This is a genomic window from Arthrobacter sp. R4 (genome assembly GCF_051365025.1).
GTDB lineage: Bacteria > Actinomycetota > Actinomycetes > Actinomycetales > Micrococcaceae > Arthrobacter.
Genome location: NZ_JBLWIJ010000047.1, coordinates 1 through 17,579, shown reverse-complemented (window position 1 = coordinate 17,579; position 17,579 = coordinate 1). Strand labels below are relative to the sequence as shown.

General features: G+C 65.5%; 16 protein-coding genes. 13 read left to right on the top strand and 3 right to left on the bottom strand.

Annotation, left to right across the window (positions count from 1 at the left end; genetic code table 11):
• The first annotated feature begins 58 nt into the window (after positions 1-58).
• The 4 genes from ACLKOZ_RS21860 to ACLKOZ_RS21845 are packed head-to-tail and all read left to right on the top strand — an operon-like array spanning position 59 to position 3,116.
• A complete protein-coding gene (locus ACLKOZ_RS21860) occupies positions 59-1,441 on the top strand; it encodes an FAD-dependent oxidoreductase (protein ID WP_436478299.1) in 1,383 nt (460 codons plus the stop codon).
• Between the two features lie 38 nt (positions 1,442-1,479).
• Positions 1,480-2,139, top strand: coding sequence for an arsenate reductase ArsC (locus ACLKOZ_RS21855; protein ID WP_436478297.1), 660 nt, complete (start codon positions 1,480-1,482; stop codon positions 2,137-2,139).
• A complete protein-coding gene (locus ACLKOZ_RS21850) occupies positions 2,136-2,570 on the top strand; it encodes a low molecular weight phosphatase family protein (RefSeq protein WP_436478295.1) in 435 nt (144 codons plus the stop codon). The genes ACLKOZ_RS21855 and ACLKOZ_RS21850 overlap by 4 nt, the downstream gene beginning before the upstream one ends.
• 42 nt (positions 2,571-2,612) lie before the next feature.
• The gene (locus ACLKOZ_RS21845) at positions 2,613-3,116 is read left to right on the top strand and encodes a universal stress protein (RefSeq protein ID WP_436478293.1); all 504 of its coding nucleotides are present in this window, start codon (positions 2,613-2,615) and stop codon (positions 3,114-3,116) included.
• Between the two features lie 24 nt (positions 3,117-3,140).
• Here ACLKOZ_RS21845 and ACLKOZ_RS21840 read toward each other — a convergent pair whose 3' ends face one another.
• The 3 genes from ACLKOZ_RS21840 to ACLKOZ_RS21830 all read right to left on the bottom strand — a co-directional run bounded on the left by ACLKOZ_RS21840 (position 3,141) and on the right by ACLKOZ_RS21830 (position 6,218).
• Positions 3,141-4,535 (bottom strand): FAD-binding oxidoreductase, encoded by a 1,395-nt coding sequence (locus tag ACLKOZ_RS21840; protein ID WP_436478291.1) that lies wholly within the window; start codon positions 4,533-4,535, stop codon positions 3,141-3,143.
• 110 nt (positions 4,536-4,645) lie between these two features.
• Positions 4,646-5,101 carry an iron chaperone gene (locus ACLKOZ_RS21835; RefSeq protein ID WP_436478289.1) on the bottom strand — a complete coding sequence of 152 codons (456 nt, stop codon included), beginning with the start codon at positions 5,099-5,101 and terminating at the stop codon, positions 4,646-4,648.
• Between the two features lie 91 nt (positions 5,102-5,192).
• Positions 5,193-6,218 carry a LacI family DNA-binding transcriptional regulator gene (locus ACLKOZ_RS21830; protein WP_337346281.1) on the bottom strand — a complete coding sequence of 342 codons (1,026 nt, stop codon included), beginning with the start codon at positions 6,216-6,218 and terminating at the stop codon, positions 5,193-5,195.
• A gap of 151 nt (positions 6,219-6,369) precedes the next feature.
• Here ACLKOZ_RS21830 and ACLKOZ_RS21825 point away from each other — a divergent pair, with 151 nt between their 5' ends.
• The 9 genes from ACLKOZ_RS21825 to ACLKOZ_RS21785 all read left to right on the top strand — a co-directional run bounded on the left by ACLKOZ_RS21825 (position 6,370) and on the right by ACLKOZ_RS21785 (position 17,407).
• The gene (locus tag ACLKOZ_RS21825; RefSeq protein ID WP_337351590.1) at positions 6,370-6,717 is read left to right on the top strand and encodes an L-rhamnose mutarotase; all 348 of its coding nucleotides are present in this window, start codon (positions 6,370-6,372) and stop codon (positions 6,715-6,717) included.
• A 77-nt stretch (positions 6,718-6,794) separates the two neighbouring features.
• The gene (rhaI, locus tag ACLKOZ_RS21820) at positions 6,795-7,961 is read left to right on the top strand and encodes an L-rhamnose isomerase (protein ID WP_436478287.1); all 1,167 of its coding nucleotides are present in this window, start codon (positions 6,795-6,797) and stop codon (positions 7,959-7,961) included.
• A 3-nt stretch (positions 7,962-7,964) separates the two neighbouring features.
• Positions 7,965-10,001, top strand: a complete 2,037-nt coding sequence (locus ACLKOZ_RS21815; protein ID WP_436478285.1) for a bifunctional aldolase/short-chain dehydrogenase — start codon at positions 7,965-7,967, stop codon at positions 9,999-10,001.
• Entirely contained in the window at positions 9,998-11,521 is a 1,524-nt protein-coding gene (locus ACLKOZ_RS21810; RefSeq protein WP_436478283.1) for a rhamnulokinase, read from the top strand. Before ACLKOZ_RS21815 ends, ACLKOZ_RS21810 begins: the two co-directional genes overlap by 4 nt.
• 182 nt (positions 11,522-11,703) lie before the next feature.
• On the top strand, positions 11,704-14,265 hold the full coding sequence (locus ACLKOZ_RS21805; protein WP_436478281.1) for a glycoside hydrolase family 95 protein: 2,562 nt from the start codon (positions 11,704-11,706) through the stop codon (positions 14,263-14,265).
• 51 nt (positions 14,266-14,316) lie between these two features.
• Positions 14,317-15,336: an acetylxylan esterase gene (locus ACLKOZ_RS21800; RefSeq protein ID WP_436478279.1), complete on the top strand. Its 1,020-nt coding sequence runs from the start codon at positions 14,317-14,319 to the stop codon at positions 15,334-15,336.
• Between the two features lie 308 nt (positions 15,337-15,644).
• Positions 15,645-16,802, top strand: coding sequence for a 3-deoxy-7-phosphoheptulonate synthase (locus tag ACLKOZ_RS21795; RefSeq protein WP_436478278.1), 1,158 nt, complete (start codon positions 15,645-15,647; stop codon positions 16,800-16,802).
• Positions 16,803-16,944: 142 nt separating this feature from the next.
• A complete protein-coding gene (locus ACLKOZ_RS21790) occupies positions 16,945-17,157 on the top strand; it encodes a helix-turn-helix domain-containing protein (protein ID WP_058931377.1) in 213 nt (70 codons plus the stop codon).
• Positions 17,158-17,308: 151 nt separating this feature from the next.
• Complete coding sequence (locus ACLKOZ_RS21785) at positions 17,309-17,407, top strand: 30S ribosomal protein bS22 (RefSeq protein ID WP_003792170.1); 99 nt, start codon at positions 17,309-17,311, stop codon at positions 17,405-17,407.
• Positions 17,408-17,579: the final 172 nt, after the last annotated feature.

Genomic DNA, 17,579 nt, shown 5'->3' with positions numbered 1-17,579 from the left:
TGCTGCTACCTAGTTGGGAGAAGAACCGTCACACCCACAGATGGAACAGAGGACAACCATGGATTTAGCGAAGAACCTTCCCGTTGCAGTGATTGGCGCCGGCCCCGTGGGACTGGCCGCCGCGGCGCACCTGCTCGAGCGCGGCCTCGAGCCGCTGATCTTCGAAGCAGGCCCGACGGCGGGTGCCGCCATCGGGCAATGGCGCCACATCCGGTTGTTCTCACCATGGCGGTTCAACCTCGACGCCGCCGCAGTCCGCCTGCTCGAAGCCGCAGGCTGGGCATCGCCCCGGCCGACGGCCCTTCCCTACGGTGGTGAACTCATCGACAATTACCTGGCGCCGCTGGCAGCTTTGCCGGCGATTTCCTCCCGGCTGCAGACCGGCAGCAGGGTCACCGCCGTGACCCGTGCCGGGATGGACAAGACCCACACGCGCAACCGGGAGGCCACGCCGTTCGTCGTCCGGGTGGAACATGAGGACGGCGAGACCCGCGAGCACGCCGTAGCAGGCGTCATTGACGCCTCGGGCACCTGGTCCCGCCGTAACCCGTTGGGCACGTCCGGGCTGCCGGCCGTCGGGGAAGTTACCGCCGCAGATCGGATTTCCTCGCCGCTGCCGGACGTGACCGGCCGTGACCGTCCCGCGTTCGCTGGACGCCGCGTCCTGGTCGTCGGAGCTGGGCACTCCGCTGCCAACACCCTCATCAGCCTCGCCGACCTGGCCAAGGAAGACCCGGAAACCCGCATTTTATGGGCGGTCCGCGGCGCGTCTGCCGAGAAGGTCTACGGCGGCGGTGACGCCGACGGCCTGCCAGCCCGCGGCCAGCTCGGATCGCGACTGCGCCGCCTCGTCGAGGCAGGAACCATCGAACTCCACACCGGCTTCGGCATAGCTTCCTTCAAAGCACTCGATTCGGCCGTCACCGTCGAAGCCGTCGACGGCCGGACCCTGGACGCCGACGTCGTGGTCCCTTGCACCGGCTTCCGCCCCGATCTGGAGATCCTGCGCGAACTCCGCCTCGACCTGGATCCGGCCGTCGAGGCTCCCAAGGCGCTGGGCCCGCTGATCGACCCTGAATTCCACTCCTGCGGCACCGTCCCGCCGCATGGAGCCAAGCTGCTGGCCCACCCTGACCAGGACTTTTACATCGTAGGAATGAAGTCGTACGGCCGGGCGCCCACGTTCCTGCTGGCCACCGGCTATGAACAGGTGCGGTCCGTTGTCGCCGCCCTCGCCGGAGACCGCGAAGCGGCCGATACAGTCCAGCTCGAACTTCCCGAGACGGGCGTCTGCTCCACCGACGGCGGCACCAGCTGCGACGTCCCGGCGTCCCGCACCGAAGACAGTGCCGGCCCGGACGAAGGCTGCTGCTCCGCCCCCGAACCGGTGTTGGTTGGCTTCCCTACCGGGTTGTCCCATGGACGCTCCGGCAATAACTGAACATCGTCCGTCGGAAACCACCATTTTGGAGTGATGTCATGACCGAACACCGCGAAACCAGCCTGGGCCTGCAGGACAACACTGAGCTCCTGCAGCGGATCAGCAGCCGCCTTGGGGAGAGGTTCGCCGGAGTCTTCGCCGGCGAAACCGTCGAACGCTACGTTTTCGAGTCCTACACCGCACTGGCCCGCACCGCGAAGATCACCACGTACCTGCCCGCCACGACCGAGCACTTCGCCAGCGACCGGCTCAACGCCTTGGCCAAATCCAAGGGCGCCATCACCGCCGAAATTCCGGAGGCCCTGTTCGTCTGCGTGCAGAACGCCGGACGGTCGCAGATGGCCGCCGCTTTGCTCACGGTCGAAGCAAAGGGCAGGATCCACGTCCGCTCCGCCGGCTCCCTGCCTGCGGCGGAACTTGATCCCGCTGTGGTAACCGTGATGTCCGAGATGGGCCTTGACCTCTCTCAGAACTACCCCAAACCGCTCACCGACGACGTCGTGCGCGCCTCCGACGTGGTGATTACGATGGGCTGCGGAGATTCCTGCCCGATCTACCCCGGAAAGCGGTACGAGGACTGGGACCTTCCCGACCCGGCGGGCCAGCCCCTCCAGGTGGTCAGGGAGATCCGGGACCAGATCCACGACCGGGTCAAAGCCCTGGTCGCCTCACTCACAAAGGAAACCACCCACTCATGACCCAGGAAACGTCCGGCGCGACGAAGACCCCATCCGTGCTCTTTGTCTGCAGCAAGAACGGCGGAAAATCCCAGTTGGCCGCGGGCCTTATGAACCAATTGGCCGGCGGGTCCATCATTGTCTACTCCGCCGGCACCAAACCCGGCAAGGCCCTGAATCCCCAGGCCGTTGAGTCCCTGACCGAACTCGGCGTCGACATCACCGGGGAACATCCCAAGCCAGTCACCGATGACGTCCTGGACGCCGTGGATGCCGTCATCGTCCTGGGAACCGAAGCCAAGCTCGAACCCCGCGAAGGGACGCGTTTTGAGGTCTGGGAGACCGATGAACCCTCCGAGCGCGGCATAGAAGGCATGGAACGCATGCGCCTGGTCCGGGACGACATCAAAGCCAGGGTGCAGAAGCTCTATGCGGAGCTCTCCGGGAACTAGCGATGGCCGGCGTGGCGCTGCCCCCGAGCCCAGGAGCCACCCGTGCCCGATGATGGATGGCCGGAGGGGCCCCTCGTGCTCGGAGTCGGCTGGAATTTTCCGGAGCACCTGGTCCGTTCCGCCGCTGATCTCGCGGCCGCCCTGGGGCTGCATCTTGTCTGCGCCTTCGTGGACCCAGCCAGCTACCTCACAGAATGGGAGCCTGAAGGCCAACGGACAGCCCTGTCGCTGGACCCGAACGTCAACGAAGAAACCGACTATCCTGCCAACCAGCTGCAAGGGAAACTCGAAAGGCTACTCGGGCAGCCGGGGGACACCTGGTCCTTCCGAGTGCTGAACGGCGACGTTCAAAAGGCACTAAGCCGCTTGGCCGAGAACACTGGAGCATCTTTGATCATGGTGGGGGCCGACAGACCGGGGTCCTTGGCCTGGGTGGACCGGCTCCTCGAAGGATCAGTGTCAGCGTCCCTGGTCCGCCACCAGCAGCGGCCTGTCCTCGTTGTCCCCGACAGCCGCCCCGCACGTCCGATCCCAAGCGCTTCCTAGGCGGCTTCCGTCAGGAGACAGGCGTCAGCCCGGCTTGATGTTCTGGTTCAAGGTGAAGAAGTTCGTGGGGTCGTACTTGCGCTTGAGTGCTTTGAGCCGGTCGTACTTCGCTGGGCCATAAGCTTGCCTGACCCGCTCCTCGCCCTCTTCCATCAGGAAGTTCACGTAGACGCTGGTGTGATGGGGAGCAAGGGCCGACCAAAAGTCCCGGGCCCACTGGCGCTCAGCGTCGAAGCCCTCGGCGGTCTTGCTGTTGCCGTTGATGTTGAAGGTGAATCCGGCCTGGCGGCCATTGAACGCGGTGGCACCCTCGTCGATGCGCCCCACCGCGCCGCCCATCTGCCAGAGGGCAATGCTGGTAACCGGTGAGGTGATGCGGCTGCCGTGCTCGACGACGATGTCGATGACGTCGTCGCTGAGCGCTGCGACGTCGCAGGACCTGACGTAGTAGTGCCAGCCGTGCGGGTAGGACGGATCGAATGTTTTCTGATGCTCCAGAAACGGCTTTGGCCGGCAAAGATCGAGAACCGGTGAACCAAATGCCTTGAGGGGCCGTAGGACCCGTTCGCCCTCCTCGACCGGTCCCGCATAGCATGCAGTGACCGCCAGGACGAGCTTGCCCACCAGTTCGGGCGGCACAATCGGAAGCGCCGGCGCCCTGCGCTGCACGGCAATCGTCATGAGTTCATCGGGGCAGTCCGCGATCCAGTCGCGATAAAACCGCAGCACTTCCGGGGCATCTTCCATCGCCCAGAAGACCGGGCCCGCCATGACGTAGGGGCCCACAGGATTAAGGCGGAACTCGAACTCAGTGACGATGCCGAAGTTCCCGCCACCGCCCCGCACCCCCCAGAAGAGATCGGAGTTCTGGTCCGCGCTGGCCCTGACCGCCTCGCCGTCAGCGGTGACCATGTCTACGGACAACAGCTGGTCGATGGTGAGTCCGTACTTGCGCATGACCCACCCGATGCCGCCGCCCAGGGTAAGGCCAGCCACTCCCGTATGAGTGACGATCCCGGAAGGAACCGCGAGACCGTACTCCTGCGTCTCGCTGTCGAGTTCGCCAAGCAGCACACCGGCCTGGACACGTGCCGTTCGTGCCTCAGGATCTACTCGAATCCCCTTCATCAGCCCGAGATCGATGAGCATGCCGTCGTCGCACACTGACAGGCCAGGGAAGCTGTGACCCCCTCCCCGCACGGCGACGAGAAGATCTTGTGAGCGGGCGAGCCGGAGCGCGGCCCGGATATCTGCAACGCCGGTGCAGCGGGCAATCAAGGCGGGATGGCGATCAATCGATCCGTTCCACACCTTGCGATGCTCGTTGTAACCAGCATCATCCGGACGGACGAGTTCGCCCTGAAAGGATGCCTGCAGCTCGCCGACAGCGCCGTCGTCGATCTTCGTGCCCTGTGCCATGGACTCACGGACCTCTCTCTCCTTCGAGCAGAATCCCACCGTTGGGACGAACTGGCAAGAGAGAACTGGAGCAGCCCATGCAAGCCGCGGGAAGGACCGTCCCTACGTTTCTAGCTGATCGCCTTCTTCATGAGTCTGACGATCATCGCTTCATCGGCGGCGGTGAGTTCGGTCAGTGCGTAGGAAGTGGGCCACATGTTGCCATCGTCCAGGTTCGCGGGGTCGCTAAATCCCAGCGTTGCGTAGCGGGCCTTGAATTTGTCGGCGGGCTGGAAGAAGCAGACCACCTTGCCGTCCTTGGCGTAGGCAGGCATCCCGTACCAGGTTTTCGGCGCGAGTTCCGGTGCGTGTTCCTTGATGATGGCGTGGAGGCGCTCCGCGATGGCCCGATCCGGTTCCGACATTTCGGCGATCTTCGCGAGGACTTCGCCTTCTCCGTCTGCCTTGGCGCTGCGCGCACCCTTTCGCGACTCGGTCTTGAGCTCTTGGGCGCGTTCCTTCATTGCGGCGCGTTCTTCCGCATCGAAGCCTTCGTAGGACTTGGTGGTGGCTGGCTTGTCCGTCACTTCGGGTTCCTTCCGTCATGGTCTGGTGGGACCCACGCTAGTGTCCGTACGCCGCAGTCGCTTCTCCAGAACTGCTCGAAGTGCTCGCTCCTTAGCCGGCGGTGGACCGCTCCGCCGGTCCTGTGCTTTGGCGGACCACCAGTTCCGGAGTAAACACCACGGCGCGGTGCCTGGGATTCTCGGATTCCACTTCTTCGGCCAGTAGTTCAATGGCGGTGCGTCCCAGCGCCTCGGTGGGCTGGCGGATGGAGGAAAGCGGCACCACGGCGGAGACGGCAAAGTCGATGTCGTCGTAGCCGATCAGGGCGATGTCCTCGGGAATCCTCAGCGTGTGCGTCATGGTCAGCGACTGCATCACGCCCAGGGCGAGCAGGTCGTTGGCGCAGAAGATGCCATCCGGCAGGTCCCCGCGCTCCACGAGCATGTTGCCAACGCTCCGGCCGGCCAACACCGTCTGCCCGTCGGAATCAAGGACTTCAAGGGTGGCATCGGGTTCCTCCTTGACCGCCCGCTGGGCGCCCTGCAGGCGGTCCGCTACCTGGCGGATGGAGGTGGGGCCTCCCACAAAGGCGAGCCGACGGCGGCCGGTGTCCAACAGGTGCCGCGCAGCCAGGTAACCGCCGGCGTCGTCGTCCACTGAGACGGAACTGTACTTGCTCTCGTCGGCCAGGCGGTCCACCAGGACGGTGGGCACACCGCGTTCACGGAGCAGGTCCAGCCGGTCGGTAACGTCGCCGACGGGGGAGATGAGGAGGCCCTGGACGCGCTGTTCCTGGAAGAGGTCGATGTAGTTGGATTCGCGGCTGGCGTTGTGGCCACTGTCGCCGAGCAGCACGGCACTGCCCAGAAGGGCCGCGGCGTCTTCGGCGGCGCGCACCACGGACGTGAAAAACGGGTTGCCAACATCGAGGACGATCAGTCCGATGGTGCGGCTCTGGCCGGCGCGCAACTGGCGGGCGGCATCATTGCGCACGAAGCCGAGCTCGTCGATGGCGCGGAGCACACGCTCCTTGGTTCGCTGCGAAACCCTGTCCGGATAGTTCAGGACATTTGAGACCGTGCCCACGGCTACGCTGGCGTGGTTTGCGACGTCCTTGATGCTGGCTGAGCGATTCATCATTCTCCATGGCTTGTATGCCGCGTGCAGCACTTTTCCCGTAGTCCCCGATTATGGTCTGGAAATTGCTTGACACCTACTTGACTTCAAGAGTACTTTGAATCGTAACAATGAAACGATTCAAACAACGGAAAGTTCAGGAGAGTCGCAGATGAGGGTGTGTTTCCGCTCCTCGGTCCAGCCGGGACTGATCGACGAGTACCGGCGGCGGCACGCTGCCGTGTGGCCTGAGATGCTCCGTGCCCTGAAGGACGCCGGCTGGAACAACTACTCGCTGTTCCTGGGCGAGGACGGGCTTCTTGTGGGCTACGTGGAGTGCGAGGACTTCGACGCCGTCCGGGCTCGGATGGCGCTGACCGAGGTCAACACCCGCTGGCAGGCCGAGATGGCCACTCTGTTCAATAACACGGACCAGGCACCCGACGAAGGGTTCCAGGTCCTCGAAGAAGTCTTCAACCTTGATGACCAGCTGGCGGCAGCGGAGTCCACCGCCCGCTGAACCTCACCGGCCCCAGCAGGGGGCCGCTGTAACACCATCCAGACCACAGCAACACATAAAACCGGAAAGAACCCATCATGAATGACGTAGCAACGGCGCTGGGCAGGCTCGGGGAGCTTGCCATCGAGGTCCCTTCGTGGGCTTATGGAAATTCAGGCACGCGTTTCAAGGTGTTCGGTACGCCGGGCACGCCGCGGACGGTGCAGGAGAAGATCGCGGACGCCGCGAAGGTGCATGAGCTGACTGGCCTGGCCCCTACTGTGGCGCTGCACATTCCGTGGGACAAGGTGGATGACTACGCCGCCCTGAAGGAGTACGCGGCGGACCTCGGTGTGGGTCTGGGCACGATCAACTCCAATACGTTCCAGGATGACGAGTACAAATTCGGCTCCCTGACCTCTTCCAACGAGACCGTCCGCCGCCGCGCGATCGCGCACCACCTGGACTGCATCGAGATCATGCACGCCACGGGGTCCAAGGACCTGAAGATCTGGCTGGCGGACGGCACCAACTACCCGGGCCAGGACGACCTCCGCGGCCGCCAGGACCGCCTGGCCGAGTCGCTGCAGGAGATCTACGCGGCCCTGGGCGATGAACAGCGCCTGGTGCTGGAGTACAAGTTCTTCGAGCCGGCTTTTTACCACACCGATGTTCCTGACTGGGGCACGTCCTATGCGCAGACCCTTGCCCTGGGCGAGAAGGCTTTTGTTTGCCTGGACACCGGCCACCACGCGCCGGGCACGAACATCGAGTTCATCGTCATGCAGCTGCTGCGCCTGGGCAAGCTGGGCTCCTTTGACTTCAACTCCCGTTTCTACGCCGATGATGACCTGATCGTGGGGGCGGCTGATCCGTTCCAGCTGTTCCGCATCATGTATGAGGTCATCCGCGGCGGCGGTTTCGGCAAGGAATCCGGCGTCGCGCTCATGCTGGACCAGTGCCACAACCTGGAAGAGAAAATCCCAGGCCAGATCCGCTCGGTCCTGAACGTCCAGGAAATGACCGCCCGCGCCCTGCTCGTGGACACCGCTGCCCTGGGCGAGGCCCAGCGCACCGGGGATGTCCTGGCTGCCAACGCCGTGTTCAACGACGCCTTCTACACCGACGTCCGGCCCATCCTGGCCGAATGGCGTGAATCCCGCGGACTGCCCGCGGACCCGATGGCCGCCTTCAAGGCCAGCGGTTACCAGAAACAGATCAACGAGGACCGCGTCGGCGGCCAGCAAGCCGGATGGGGCGCTTAAAAGATGAGCAACAAGACTGTTGAAGACCTGATTTCGCGTTCCAACCGCCTGGGCGCGGATAAGCGGAACACCAACTTCGCCGGCGGCAACACCTCTGCCAAGGGCACGGAGAAGGACCCGGTGACTGGCGAGGACGTCCAGCTGCTCTGGGTCAAGGGATCCGGCGGGGACCTGGGTACTTTGAAGGCGGGGAACCTTGCGGTGCTGCGCCTGGACCGGTTGAACGCGTTGAAGAACGTGTACCCGGGCGTTGAGCGTGAAGATGAGATGGTGGCCGCTTTTGATTACTGCCTGCACGGCAAGGGCGGCGCCGCGCCGTCGATCGATACCGCGATGCATGGCCTGGTGGATGCCGCGCACGTGGACCACCTGCACCCGGATTCCGGGATCGCCATTGCCACCGCGGTTGACGGCGAGGCCCTGACCACCAAGATCTTCGGCAACAAAGTGGTGTGGGTTCCGTGGCGCCGTCCCGGCTTCCAGCTGGGCCTGGACATCGCCGCGATCAAGGACGCCAACCCGCAGGCCATCGGCACCATCCTGGGTGGCCACGGCATCACCGCCTGGGGCGCCACGAGTGAAGAAGCCGAACAGAACTCGCTGTGGATCATAGAACAGGCCGAAAAGTACATCAAGGACAATGGCAAGGCCGAACCCTTCGGTCCCAAACTCCCGGGCTACGGCGCACTGCCGGAAGCCGAACGGAAAGCCAAGGCCGCCGCGCTCGCACCGGTGATCCGCGGCCTGGCCTCCACTGACAAGCCGCAGCTGGGGCACTTCAGTGATGACGCCGTCGTCCTTGACTTCCTCGCCGCGGAAGAGCACCCACGCCTGGGCGCGCTGGGTACGTCCTGCCCGGACCACTTCCTGCGCACCAAGGTCAAGCCGCTGATCCTGGACCTGCCCGCGGATGCCTCGGTCGAGGACTCGATCGCGCGGCTGCAGGAGCTGCACGCTGACTACCGCGAGGACTACCAGGCCTACTACGCCCGGCATGCGGACCAGGACAGCCCGGCGCTGCGCGGTGCGGACCCGGCCATCGTGCTGGTCCCGGGGGTGGGCATGTTCTCGTACGGCGGGAACAAGCAGACCGCCCGGGTTGCCGGTGAGTTCTACATCAACGCCATCAACGTGATGCGCGGTGCCGAGGCGATTTCCACCTACGCCCCGATCGAGGAATCAGAGAAGTTCCGGATCGAGTACTGGTCGCTGGAGGAAGCCAAGCTGGCACGCCTGCCCAAGCCCAAGTCCCACGCCACCCGCATCGCACTGGTCACGGGTGCGGCGTCGGGCATCGGCAAGGCCATCGCCACCCGCCTCGCCGCGGAAGGCGCCTGCGTGGTCATCGCTGACCTGAACCTGGAGAACGCCCAGGCCGTAGCCGAGGAGCTCGGCGGGCCGGATGTCGCCATCGGCGTCCAGGCAGACGTCACGGACGAGGCTCAGGTCTCCGCAGCGATCGACGCCGCGGTGCTGGCCTTCGGCGGCCTGGACCTGGTGGTCAACAACGCCGGCCTGTCCATCTCCAAGCCGCTGCTGGAAACCACCGAGAAGGACTGGGACCTGCAGCACAACGTCATGGCCAAGGGCTCGTTCCTGGTGGCCAAGGCCGCGGCGAAGGTCATGATCGCCCAGGACATGGGTGGGGACGTCATCTACATCTCCTCGAAGAACTCCGTGTTCGCCGGCCCGAACAACATCGCCTACTCCGCCACCAAGGCAGACCAGGCCCACCAGGTCCGGCTCCTCGCGGCCGAACTGGGCGAATACGGCATCCGCGTCAACGGCATCAACCCCGACGGCGTGGTCCGCGGCTCCGGCATCTTCGCCGGCGGCTGGGGCGCCAAGCGCGCCGCGGTCTACGGCGTGGACGAGCAGGAACTGGGCAAGTACTACGCCCAGCGGACCCTGCTCAGGCGTGAAGTCCTGCCCGAGCACGTGGCCAACGCCGCCGCCGTCCTGACCAGCGCCGAACTGTCCCACACCACCGGACTCCACATCCCCGTGGACGCCGGAGTGGCAGCAGCCTTCCTCCGATGAACACACCCGCATCCCCTGCGCAGGGAGGTGTCGACGGCGGTGGGACTTCTACCCGCGGCGTTTTCGCCGGCAGTGTCTTCGCCGCCGTGGACATCGGCGCCTCCTCCGGCCGGGTCATCCTGGGCCGGATCAAGGACGACACCGGTCATCCCGGGAGCGCGCGGAGCGTTGAGCTGGAAGTGGTGCACCGGTTCCCCAACGGTGTGGTGGAGATTGACGGCGGCCTCCGCTGGGATTTCGATGCCCTGTTGGCGGAAGTGCTCAAAGGCCTTTCGGCGGCCGCCACCGTGGCAGCCGTGCAGGACGAAACGATCACGAGCATCGGGATCGACACCTGGGCGGTGGACTACGGCCTGGTCAACAAGGCTGGGGAACTCATCGCCCAGCCGTACAGCTACCGCGATGACCGCAGCCGGGCCGCCGTCGCCCCCGTGCACCGGAAGCTGGACCCTGCGCGTCTCTACGGAACCACCGGGCTGCAGTTCCTGCAGTTCAACACCCTCTACCAACTGGCCGCCGAGCCGGACCTGCACGGGGTGCAGGCGCTGCTCATCCCGGACCTGATCGCCTACTTCCTCACAGGTCAGCGCCGCACGGAAGCAACCAACGCCTCTACCACTGGCCTGTTCGACGCCGTCGCCGGGGAGTGGGCCACCGAATTCCTGACCGCCCTGGGCCTGCCCCGGAAGCTGTTCCCGCCGCTGGTCCAGCCAGGCGAAACCGTCGGCACGCTGCTGCCCGGGATCGCCTCACAGATCGGCCTGCCAGCCGGCACCAAGGTAGTGGCCGTCGGCTCGCACGACACCGCGTCCGCCGTCGCCGCCGTGCCTGCCCAAGAGGAGAACTTCGCCTACATCTCCTCCGGCACCTGGTCGCTGGTGGGGCTGGAACTGAAGCACCCGGTCCTCACCGAGGCCAGCCGGGAAGCGAACTTCACCAACGAACGGGGCGTGGACGGCACCATCCGGTACCTTCGGAACATGGGCGGGCTCTGGCTGCTCAGCGAGTGCCAGCGGACCTGGGCCGCAGAGGGGTTCACCCCTGACCTCGCGGCGCTGCTCACTGCCGCTGCGGCTCTGCCCCCGGGCGGGCCGCAGATCAATCCGGACGACTCCTACTTCATCGCCCCGGACAACATGCCCGAACGCATCCGCGCAGCGGTCCGCCGCATCGGGGACATCCTCCCCGATGACCCCGCGGCCATCACCCGCTGCATCATGGACAGCCTCGCCACCGGCTACGCACGCACCATCCGCGACGCCGAGCGCCTCGCCGACCGCAACGTGGACGTGGTCCACGTGGTGGGCGGCGGCTCCCAGAACCGCCTGCTCTGCCAGCTCACCGCCGACGCCACGGGCAAGCCCGTGATCGCCGGACCCGTCGAAGCCACCGCCCTCGGCAACGTCCTGGTCCAGGCCCGGGCTGCCGGGCAGGTCACTGGCGGGCTGAGGGAATTGCGCAGTTTGGTGGGTGGTGCGCATGCGCTGCAGACGTTCAGCCCGGAGCTCTCGAGGCTTTAGGACCGGTCCGCGACTCTGACGCGAACGTACACTTGGGCCTTCCGGGCCGGGGCGTCAAGTGTACGTTCGTGCGCAAGGCGCGGCGCCGTTTGGGCGTTCGCGCAGGGCGGTGGGGCAGCGCCGGGAAATCGCTTGCCCAAACCCCTGTTTTCGTGTGATTTATTCCCCTAGGATCTAATCCCGTGCGTACAGAACATACCCTCGCCTACGATTCCCCGGCCGCGAACTGGCTCGAGGCCCTGCCACTGGGAAACGGGCGGCTCGGCGCGATGGTGTTCGGCGGCAGGGCGCTCCCGGAAGGGGCAGCCGGCGGGGCGCGGGAGCATCTGTTCCAGCTGAACGACGGGTCCGCCTGGTCCGGATCGCCGCACAGCCAGGACCTCCAACCACACTTCAGCCGCGAACGGGCCGACCGTATCCTTGCCGAAACCCGGCGACTGATCCTGGAGGGCGACTTCACCTCTGCCCACGAAACACTGAAAGAACTGCAGCACCGCCATGCGCAGTCCTACTTGCCGTTCGCGGACCTTTTCCTCACCATTGCCCTCTCCGGCGATCAGGGCAGCCCGGCTGCAGCGGACCATGCCGGCTACAGCCGATCCCTTGACCTGGCCCGCGCCGTCAATTCCGCCCGCTACGAAGTGGATGGCCGCACCGTCAGCGTGGAGGCCTTTGCGTCCCACGACCCGTCCGTCCTGGTGATTACGGTGGAAACAGAGGCACCGCAGGGCCTGGACCTGACCCTGCGCCTGGACTCACAGCTGCGCATCCTCCGGCGGACCGGGGCACCCACGGCGGGGCCGTCGTCGACAGGCCTTGAACTGAAGCTTCCCAGCGATGTCCCACCCTCGCACGACGGCGGCGCCGTGGAGTATTCCGACGACGACTCCCTGAGCCTCCAGGGCGCGGTTGTAGCGGCTTGGGAGCATAGCGGCACCGAAGCAGCAGCGGACGACGGCGGCCTGGCCGCCACGGGGGCACGCCGCGCCGTCCTGTATGTCACCACGGAGACCACCTTCCGCGGGCTGGGCCGGCAGCCCGAGGGTACAGCGGCAGAGGCGGCGCACGCTGCCCACAAAACCCTCGCCACTGCCATGGCTGCGGGGCCGGAGGCACTGCTTGCCCGCCACGAAATCAGCCACGCGGAGCTCTACGATGCCTGCAGCGTCACCATCAATGGACCCGCTTGGGCGGGCGTCAACACCGCCCAACGCCTGGCCGCAGCCAACACCCACCCTGAAGGACCCCTCGCCGCGGACCCCGGGCTGGCGGCGCTGCTCTTCAACTACGGGCGCTACCTGCTGATTTCCAGTTCGCGGACCGGGGCGGCGGGAGCACGCGGCGGAACGGCCTGGCGCGGGACGCCGGCCAACCTGCAGGGCATCTGGAACCACCAGCTGCAGGCCCCGTGGAGCTCCAATTTCACCACCAACATCAACCTGCAGATGAATTACTGGGGAGCCGAACCCACCGGTCTCGCTCCGTGCGCCGAGCCCCTGTTCGCACTCATCGAGGCGCTGCAGGAGACCGGCGCGGCCACCGCCAGGGAGTACTACGGCGCCCGCGGCTGGGCGGTGCACCACAATTCGGATATCTGGGGCTACAGCAAGCCCGTGGGCCATGGATCGCACTCGCCGGAATGGTCGTTCTGGCCGATGGCCGGGCTGTGGCTGGTCCGCCATCTGTGGGAGCACCTGCGTTTTGGCGCACCCGGCAGCACAAGGCTCGACGCCGCAAAAGCCGACGCCGCAAAAGCCGACGCGGCCCGAGAACGCTTCGCCCGGCACACTGCCTGGCCCGCCATCCGGGGCGCAGCCGAATTCGCGCTGGATCTGCTGCGGGAGCTCCCGGACGGTACCTTGGGCACCAGCCCCTCCACTTCGCCGGAAAACAGTTTCACGGCACCGCGCCCGGACGGTAGCAACGCCCGGGCGGCGGCCGCGGAATCGTCCACCATGGACCTGACGCTGATCCGTGACGTGTTCCTCATGCTGGGCTCCCTCGCCGAGGACCTGGGAGTTGAGGAAGACCCGGTACTGGCCGAGGCCAAAGCTGCGCTGTCGCGCCTTCCGGAGCCTGTACCCGGCCGTGGCGGCAGGCTCCGCGAATGGCTGGCCGACCCGGAAGAGTGGGAGCCGGAACACCGCCACGTCAGTCACCTGTACCTGGCCTACCCCGGAGACACGCCCCTGACGCCGGCCCTCGAAGCCGCTGTGGGTACCAGCCTGGACGGCCGCGGCGATGAATCTACCGGCTGGTCGCTTACCTGGAAAATCCTGCTCCGGGCCCGCCTCCACCAGCCGGACAAAGTCAGTGACCTCCTCAGGCTGTACTTCCGGGACATGGCAACGGACCGCGGCGGCCAAAGCGGCGGACTGTACCCCAACCTGTTCGGGGCGCACCCGCCATTCCAGATCGACGGCAACCTCGGCTTTGTGGGCGGCCTGGCAGAATGCCTCGTCCAGAGCCACCGCACCTCGAACGGTATGCCGGAAATCGAGCTGCTGCCGGCGCTGCCCCGGGAACTGCCCGACGGCGCCGCGCACCGCCTCCGCGCACGCCCGGGTGTGGAGGTGGACCTGGAGTGGCACGACGGCCAACTGACCGGCGCAGCATTGACCTCGCCGACGGCAAGAGACGTCCTGGTCCGCCATCGTGGGACTGCCCGCGAGCTTCATCTGGAGCCGCATCAGGCAACGATTCTGAACGTGGCGTCCTTTATCCCCGCGGGAGAGCCCGCATGACATACGATTCCCAAAAGTTCCAGCCAAACCAGATCTGACAGGACCTTCAGCATGCCCCTTTTCGACCTCCCCCTTGCCCAGCTCCGCGGCTACACCTCCGAGGTCACGCCGCCGTCCGATTTCCAGGAGTTCTGGGACGCCACCATCGATGAGGCCAGGACCTTCCCGCTCAACGCAGCTTTCGAGCCAGTAGAGAACTACCTGACGGTCATCGACACCTTCGATGTGACCTTCGCCGGATACGCTGGCGCTCCCATCAAAGGCTGGCTGCATCTCCCGGCGAACCGTCCGGCCGGAAGCCAGCTTCCCGTCGTCGTGCAGTACATCGGTTACTCGGGCGGCCGCGGCCTGGTCAACCAGGACACCAAGTGGGCGCAGGCCGGATATGCGCACTTCATCATGGACACCCGGGGCCAGGGCTACGGCGGAACGCTGGGGGAGACGGCGGATCCGCACCCCTCCGCGGGCGAGGTGGCGCACGCCGGCCTGATGACCAGGGGAGCGGGCAGCCGCGAGGACTACTATTACCGCCGCGTCTACGTTGACGCCTTCCGGGCCGTGGAAGCTGCCCAGTCCCATCCGGGGGTGGACTCCACGAGGGTGGTCCTGGCCGGCGTCAGCCAGGGCGGTGGCATTGCGGTGGCCGTCGCCGGGCTCGTGGCAGGACGGCTCGACGGCGTCATCGCCGCGTTGCCCGACGTCCCGTTCCTGCAGGACTTCCCGCGCGCCATCGACATCACGCCCCGTGGGCCCTACCCGGAGATCGCTGCTTTCCTGGGCAGGCACCGGGACCGGTACGAGCACATGCTCGCCGTGCTGAACTACTTCGACGGCGTCAACCTGGCCCGTTCAGCCACCGCCCCGGCACTCTACTCGGCCGCGCAGATGGATGACATCTGCCCGCCCTCGACAGTGTTTGCCAGCTTCAACGCCTACGGCTCGGGCACGGCGGAGTCCTCGGGCACCGGGGCGGCCAAGGACATCGAGGTTTACCGGTTCAACAACCACGAAGGCGGTCAGGAGTACCACTGGATTAAGCAGCTGCAGTTCCTGCGGAAGCTCGCGGGTTGAGCCGGTGTAAGCGGTAAATACTGAGCTTGTTCGCGGATCCTGGCCCTCACGGTTCGGATCCGCGAACAGGCTGAGGAGCCCTGTATTACGGCACGATTTTGCGGCGGCCACCGGGTGCGGTTATGGTCTTGGCTATGACTAACCGTTGGTATGCGTATTTTTCGTTGGCTCTGGAGGGGCCCGCGTCTAACTGACACGCATCCAACTTTCCTTCAGAGCCAGCAGGGCAGAGATTATTCTCTGCCCTTCGCCATTTCCCGGCGGGCTCTGATCTGGGTCCGCCTTCCTTTCCCGGAACAGGACCCACCATGAGCACCGCACCAGCCGCCACAGCCACAGAACCTTCAACACGCGCCGCCGCACAGGCAGGCACGCCGGCCGCAAAATCCACGTCCAATTTGCGCGTCAGCGAGTTCACGGCCCTGCCCACGCCCCAGGAGCTCATCGCCGAGCTGCCACTGGACGCCCGGGTGACTGACGTCGTCGAACGCGGACGCGATGAAGTCCGGGCCATCATGGACGCCGTGGACGACCGCCTCCTGGTCATCGTGGGCCCCTGCTCCATCCACGACCCCAAGGCCGGCCTCGAATACGCCCGCCGGCTGGTCAGCCAGGCCGAGAAGCACAAGGAAGACCTGCTGATCGTTATGCGGACCTACTTCGAGAAGCCCCGAACCACTGTGGGCTGGAAGGGCCTCATCAACGATCCGCGCCTGGATGGCAGCCATGACATGGTGACCGGGCTCCGGACGGCCCGCCAGTTCCTGCAGCAGGTCACCGCCCTTGGACTCCCCACGGCCACGGAGTTCCTGGAACCCATCAGTCCGCAGTACATGGCGGACCTGATCTCCTGGGGCGCGATCGGGGCACGCACCACGGAAAGCCAGATCCACCGGCAGCTGGCCTCAGGCCTTTCCATGCCGATCGGCTTCAAGAACGGGACCGACGGCGATCTGCAGGTTGCCATCGACGCCTGCGGAGCTGCCGCGGCGGCGCAGGCTTTCCTGGGCATCGACGGCGACGGCCGGGCAGCACTGGTGGCCACCGCCGGGAACCCGGACACCCACGTCATCCTCCGCGGCGGTCGCAAGGGGCCCAACTACTCGGCGGCCGACGTCGAAACCGCTTCCGACAAGCTGGCCGGCAAGGGGCTGAACCCACGACTGATCGTGGATGCCAGCCACGCCAACAGCGGCAAGAGCCACCACCGCCAGGCTGAAGTTGCACTGGAGATCGGTGCGCAGCTGGAGGATGGTGGACCCTCTGCCGACGCCATCGCCGGCGTTATGCTGGAGAGCTTCCTCGTGGGCGGTGCGCAGAACCTTGACGTCACCGAACACGCCGCCGGACGCTCGGAACTGGTGTACGGCCAGAGCGTCACGGACGCCTGCATGGAATGGGACGTCTCCGTGTCGGTGCTGGACCAGCTCGCCTCGTCGGCACGCAAGCGCCGCACGGGGAAATGATTACCCCCAGTGACTTTCACAATAGCCCCATGAACCTCTAGAGTATCTAGCACATGGTTGGTGGATGGCTCAGCATCGGCACACCGCAATGGCATAAACCTGGGGTCACTGTTGTCCATCCGTCAGCAAAGGAATAAGGGAAATGTCCGCAGAACAGAACTTCTCAAACGCGAAGTTCCTGACCGTGGCCGAAGTGGCCGAGGTCATGCGCGTCTCCAAAATGACCGTGTACCGGCTGGTCCACTCAGGTGAAATGCCCGCAGTGCGCTTCGGCCGTTCCTACCGGGTCCCGGAAAGCGCCGTTGAACAGTATCTTAAAGGCGCCGTTGTGGACGGCCACTCCGAGACCGCCTGAGCCGCCCTGTCAGTGGGTGCCCCGGATAAGCGGTACCCTGTTAAGGAACGTTTTACGTCATTGTAAGAATCTGTCGGTTGTTTCAGTCTGTAGCTCTGTCCACGGACCTTTCCATCAGACAGGTACTGCATCTAGTTTGTGAGGAACTTTCGTGGGTTCAGTTATTAAGAAGCGTCGCAAGCGTATGGCCAAGAAGAAGCACCGCAAGTTGCTTCGCAAGACGCGCCACCAGCGCCGCAATAAGAAGTAGAGATACTTCGAACTGCGTGAAATGCCCGTTGCCTTCCCGGCAGCGGGCATTTTGTTTTGCCCCCACCCAACTAGGTGTATTACCCACGGAGGTTGGTGACGCGGCTGGCGGGTGGCTGACCCTTGAGTGCGGTGTGGCCTCGGTGGACTCTTCTATGTCTGTCAAGCCGCAT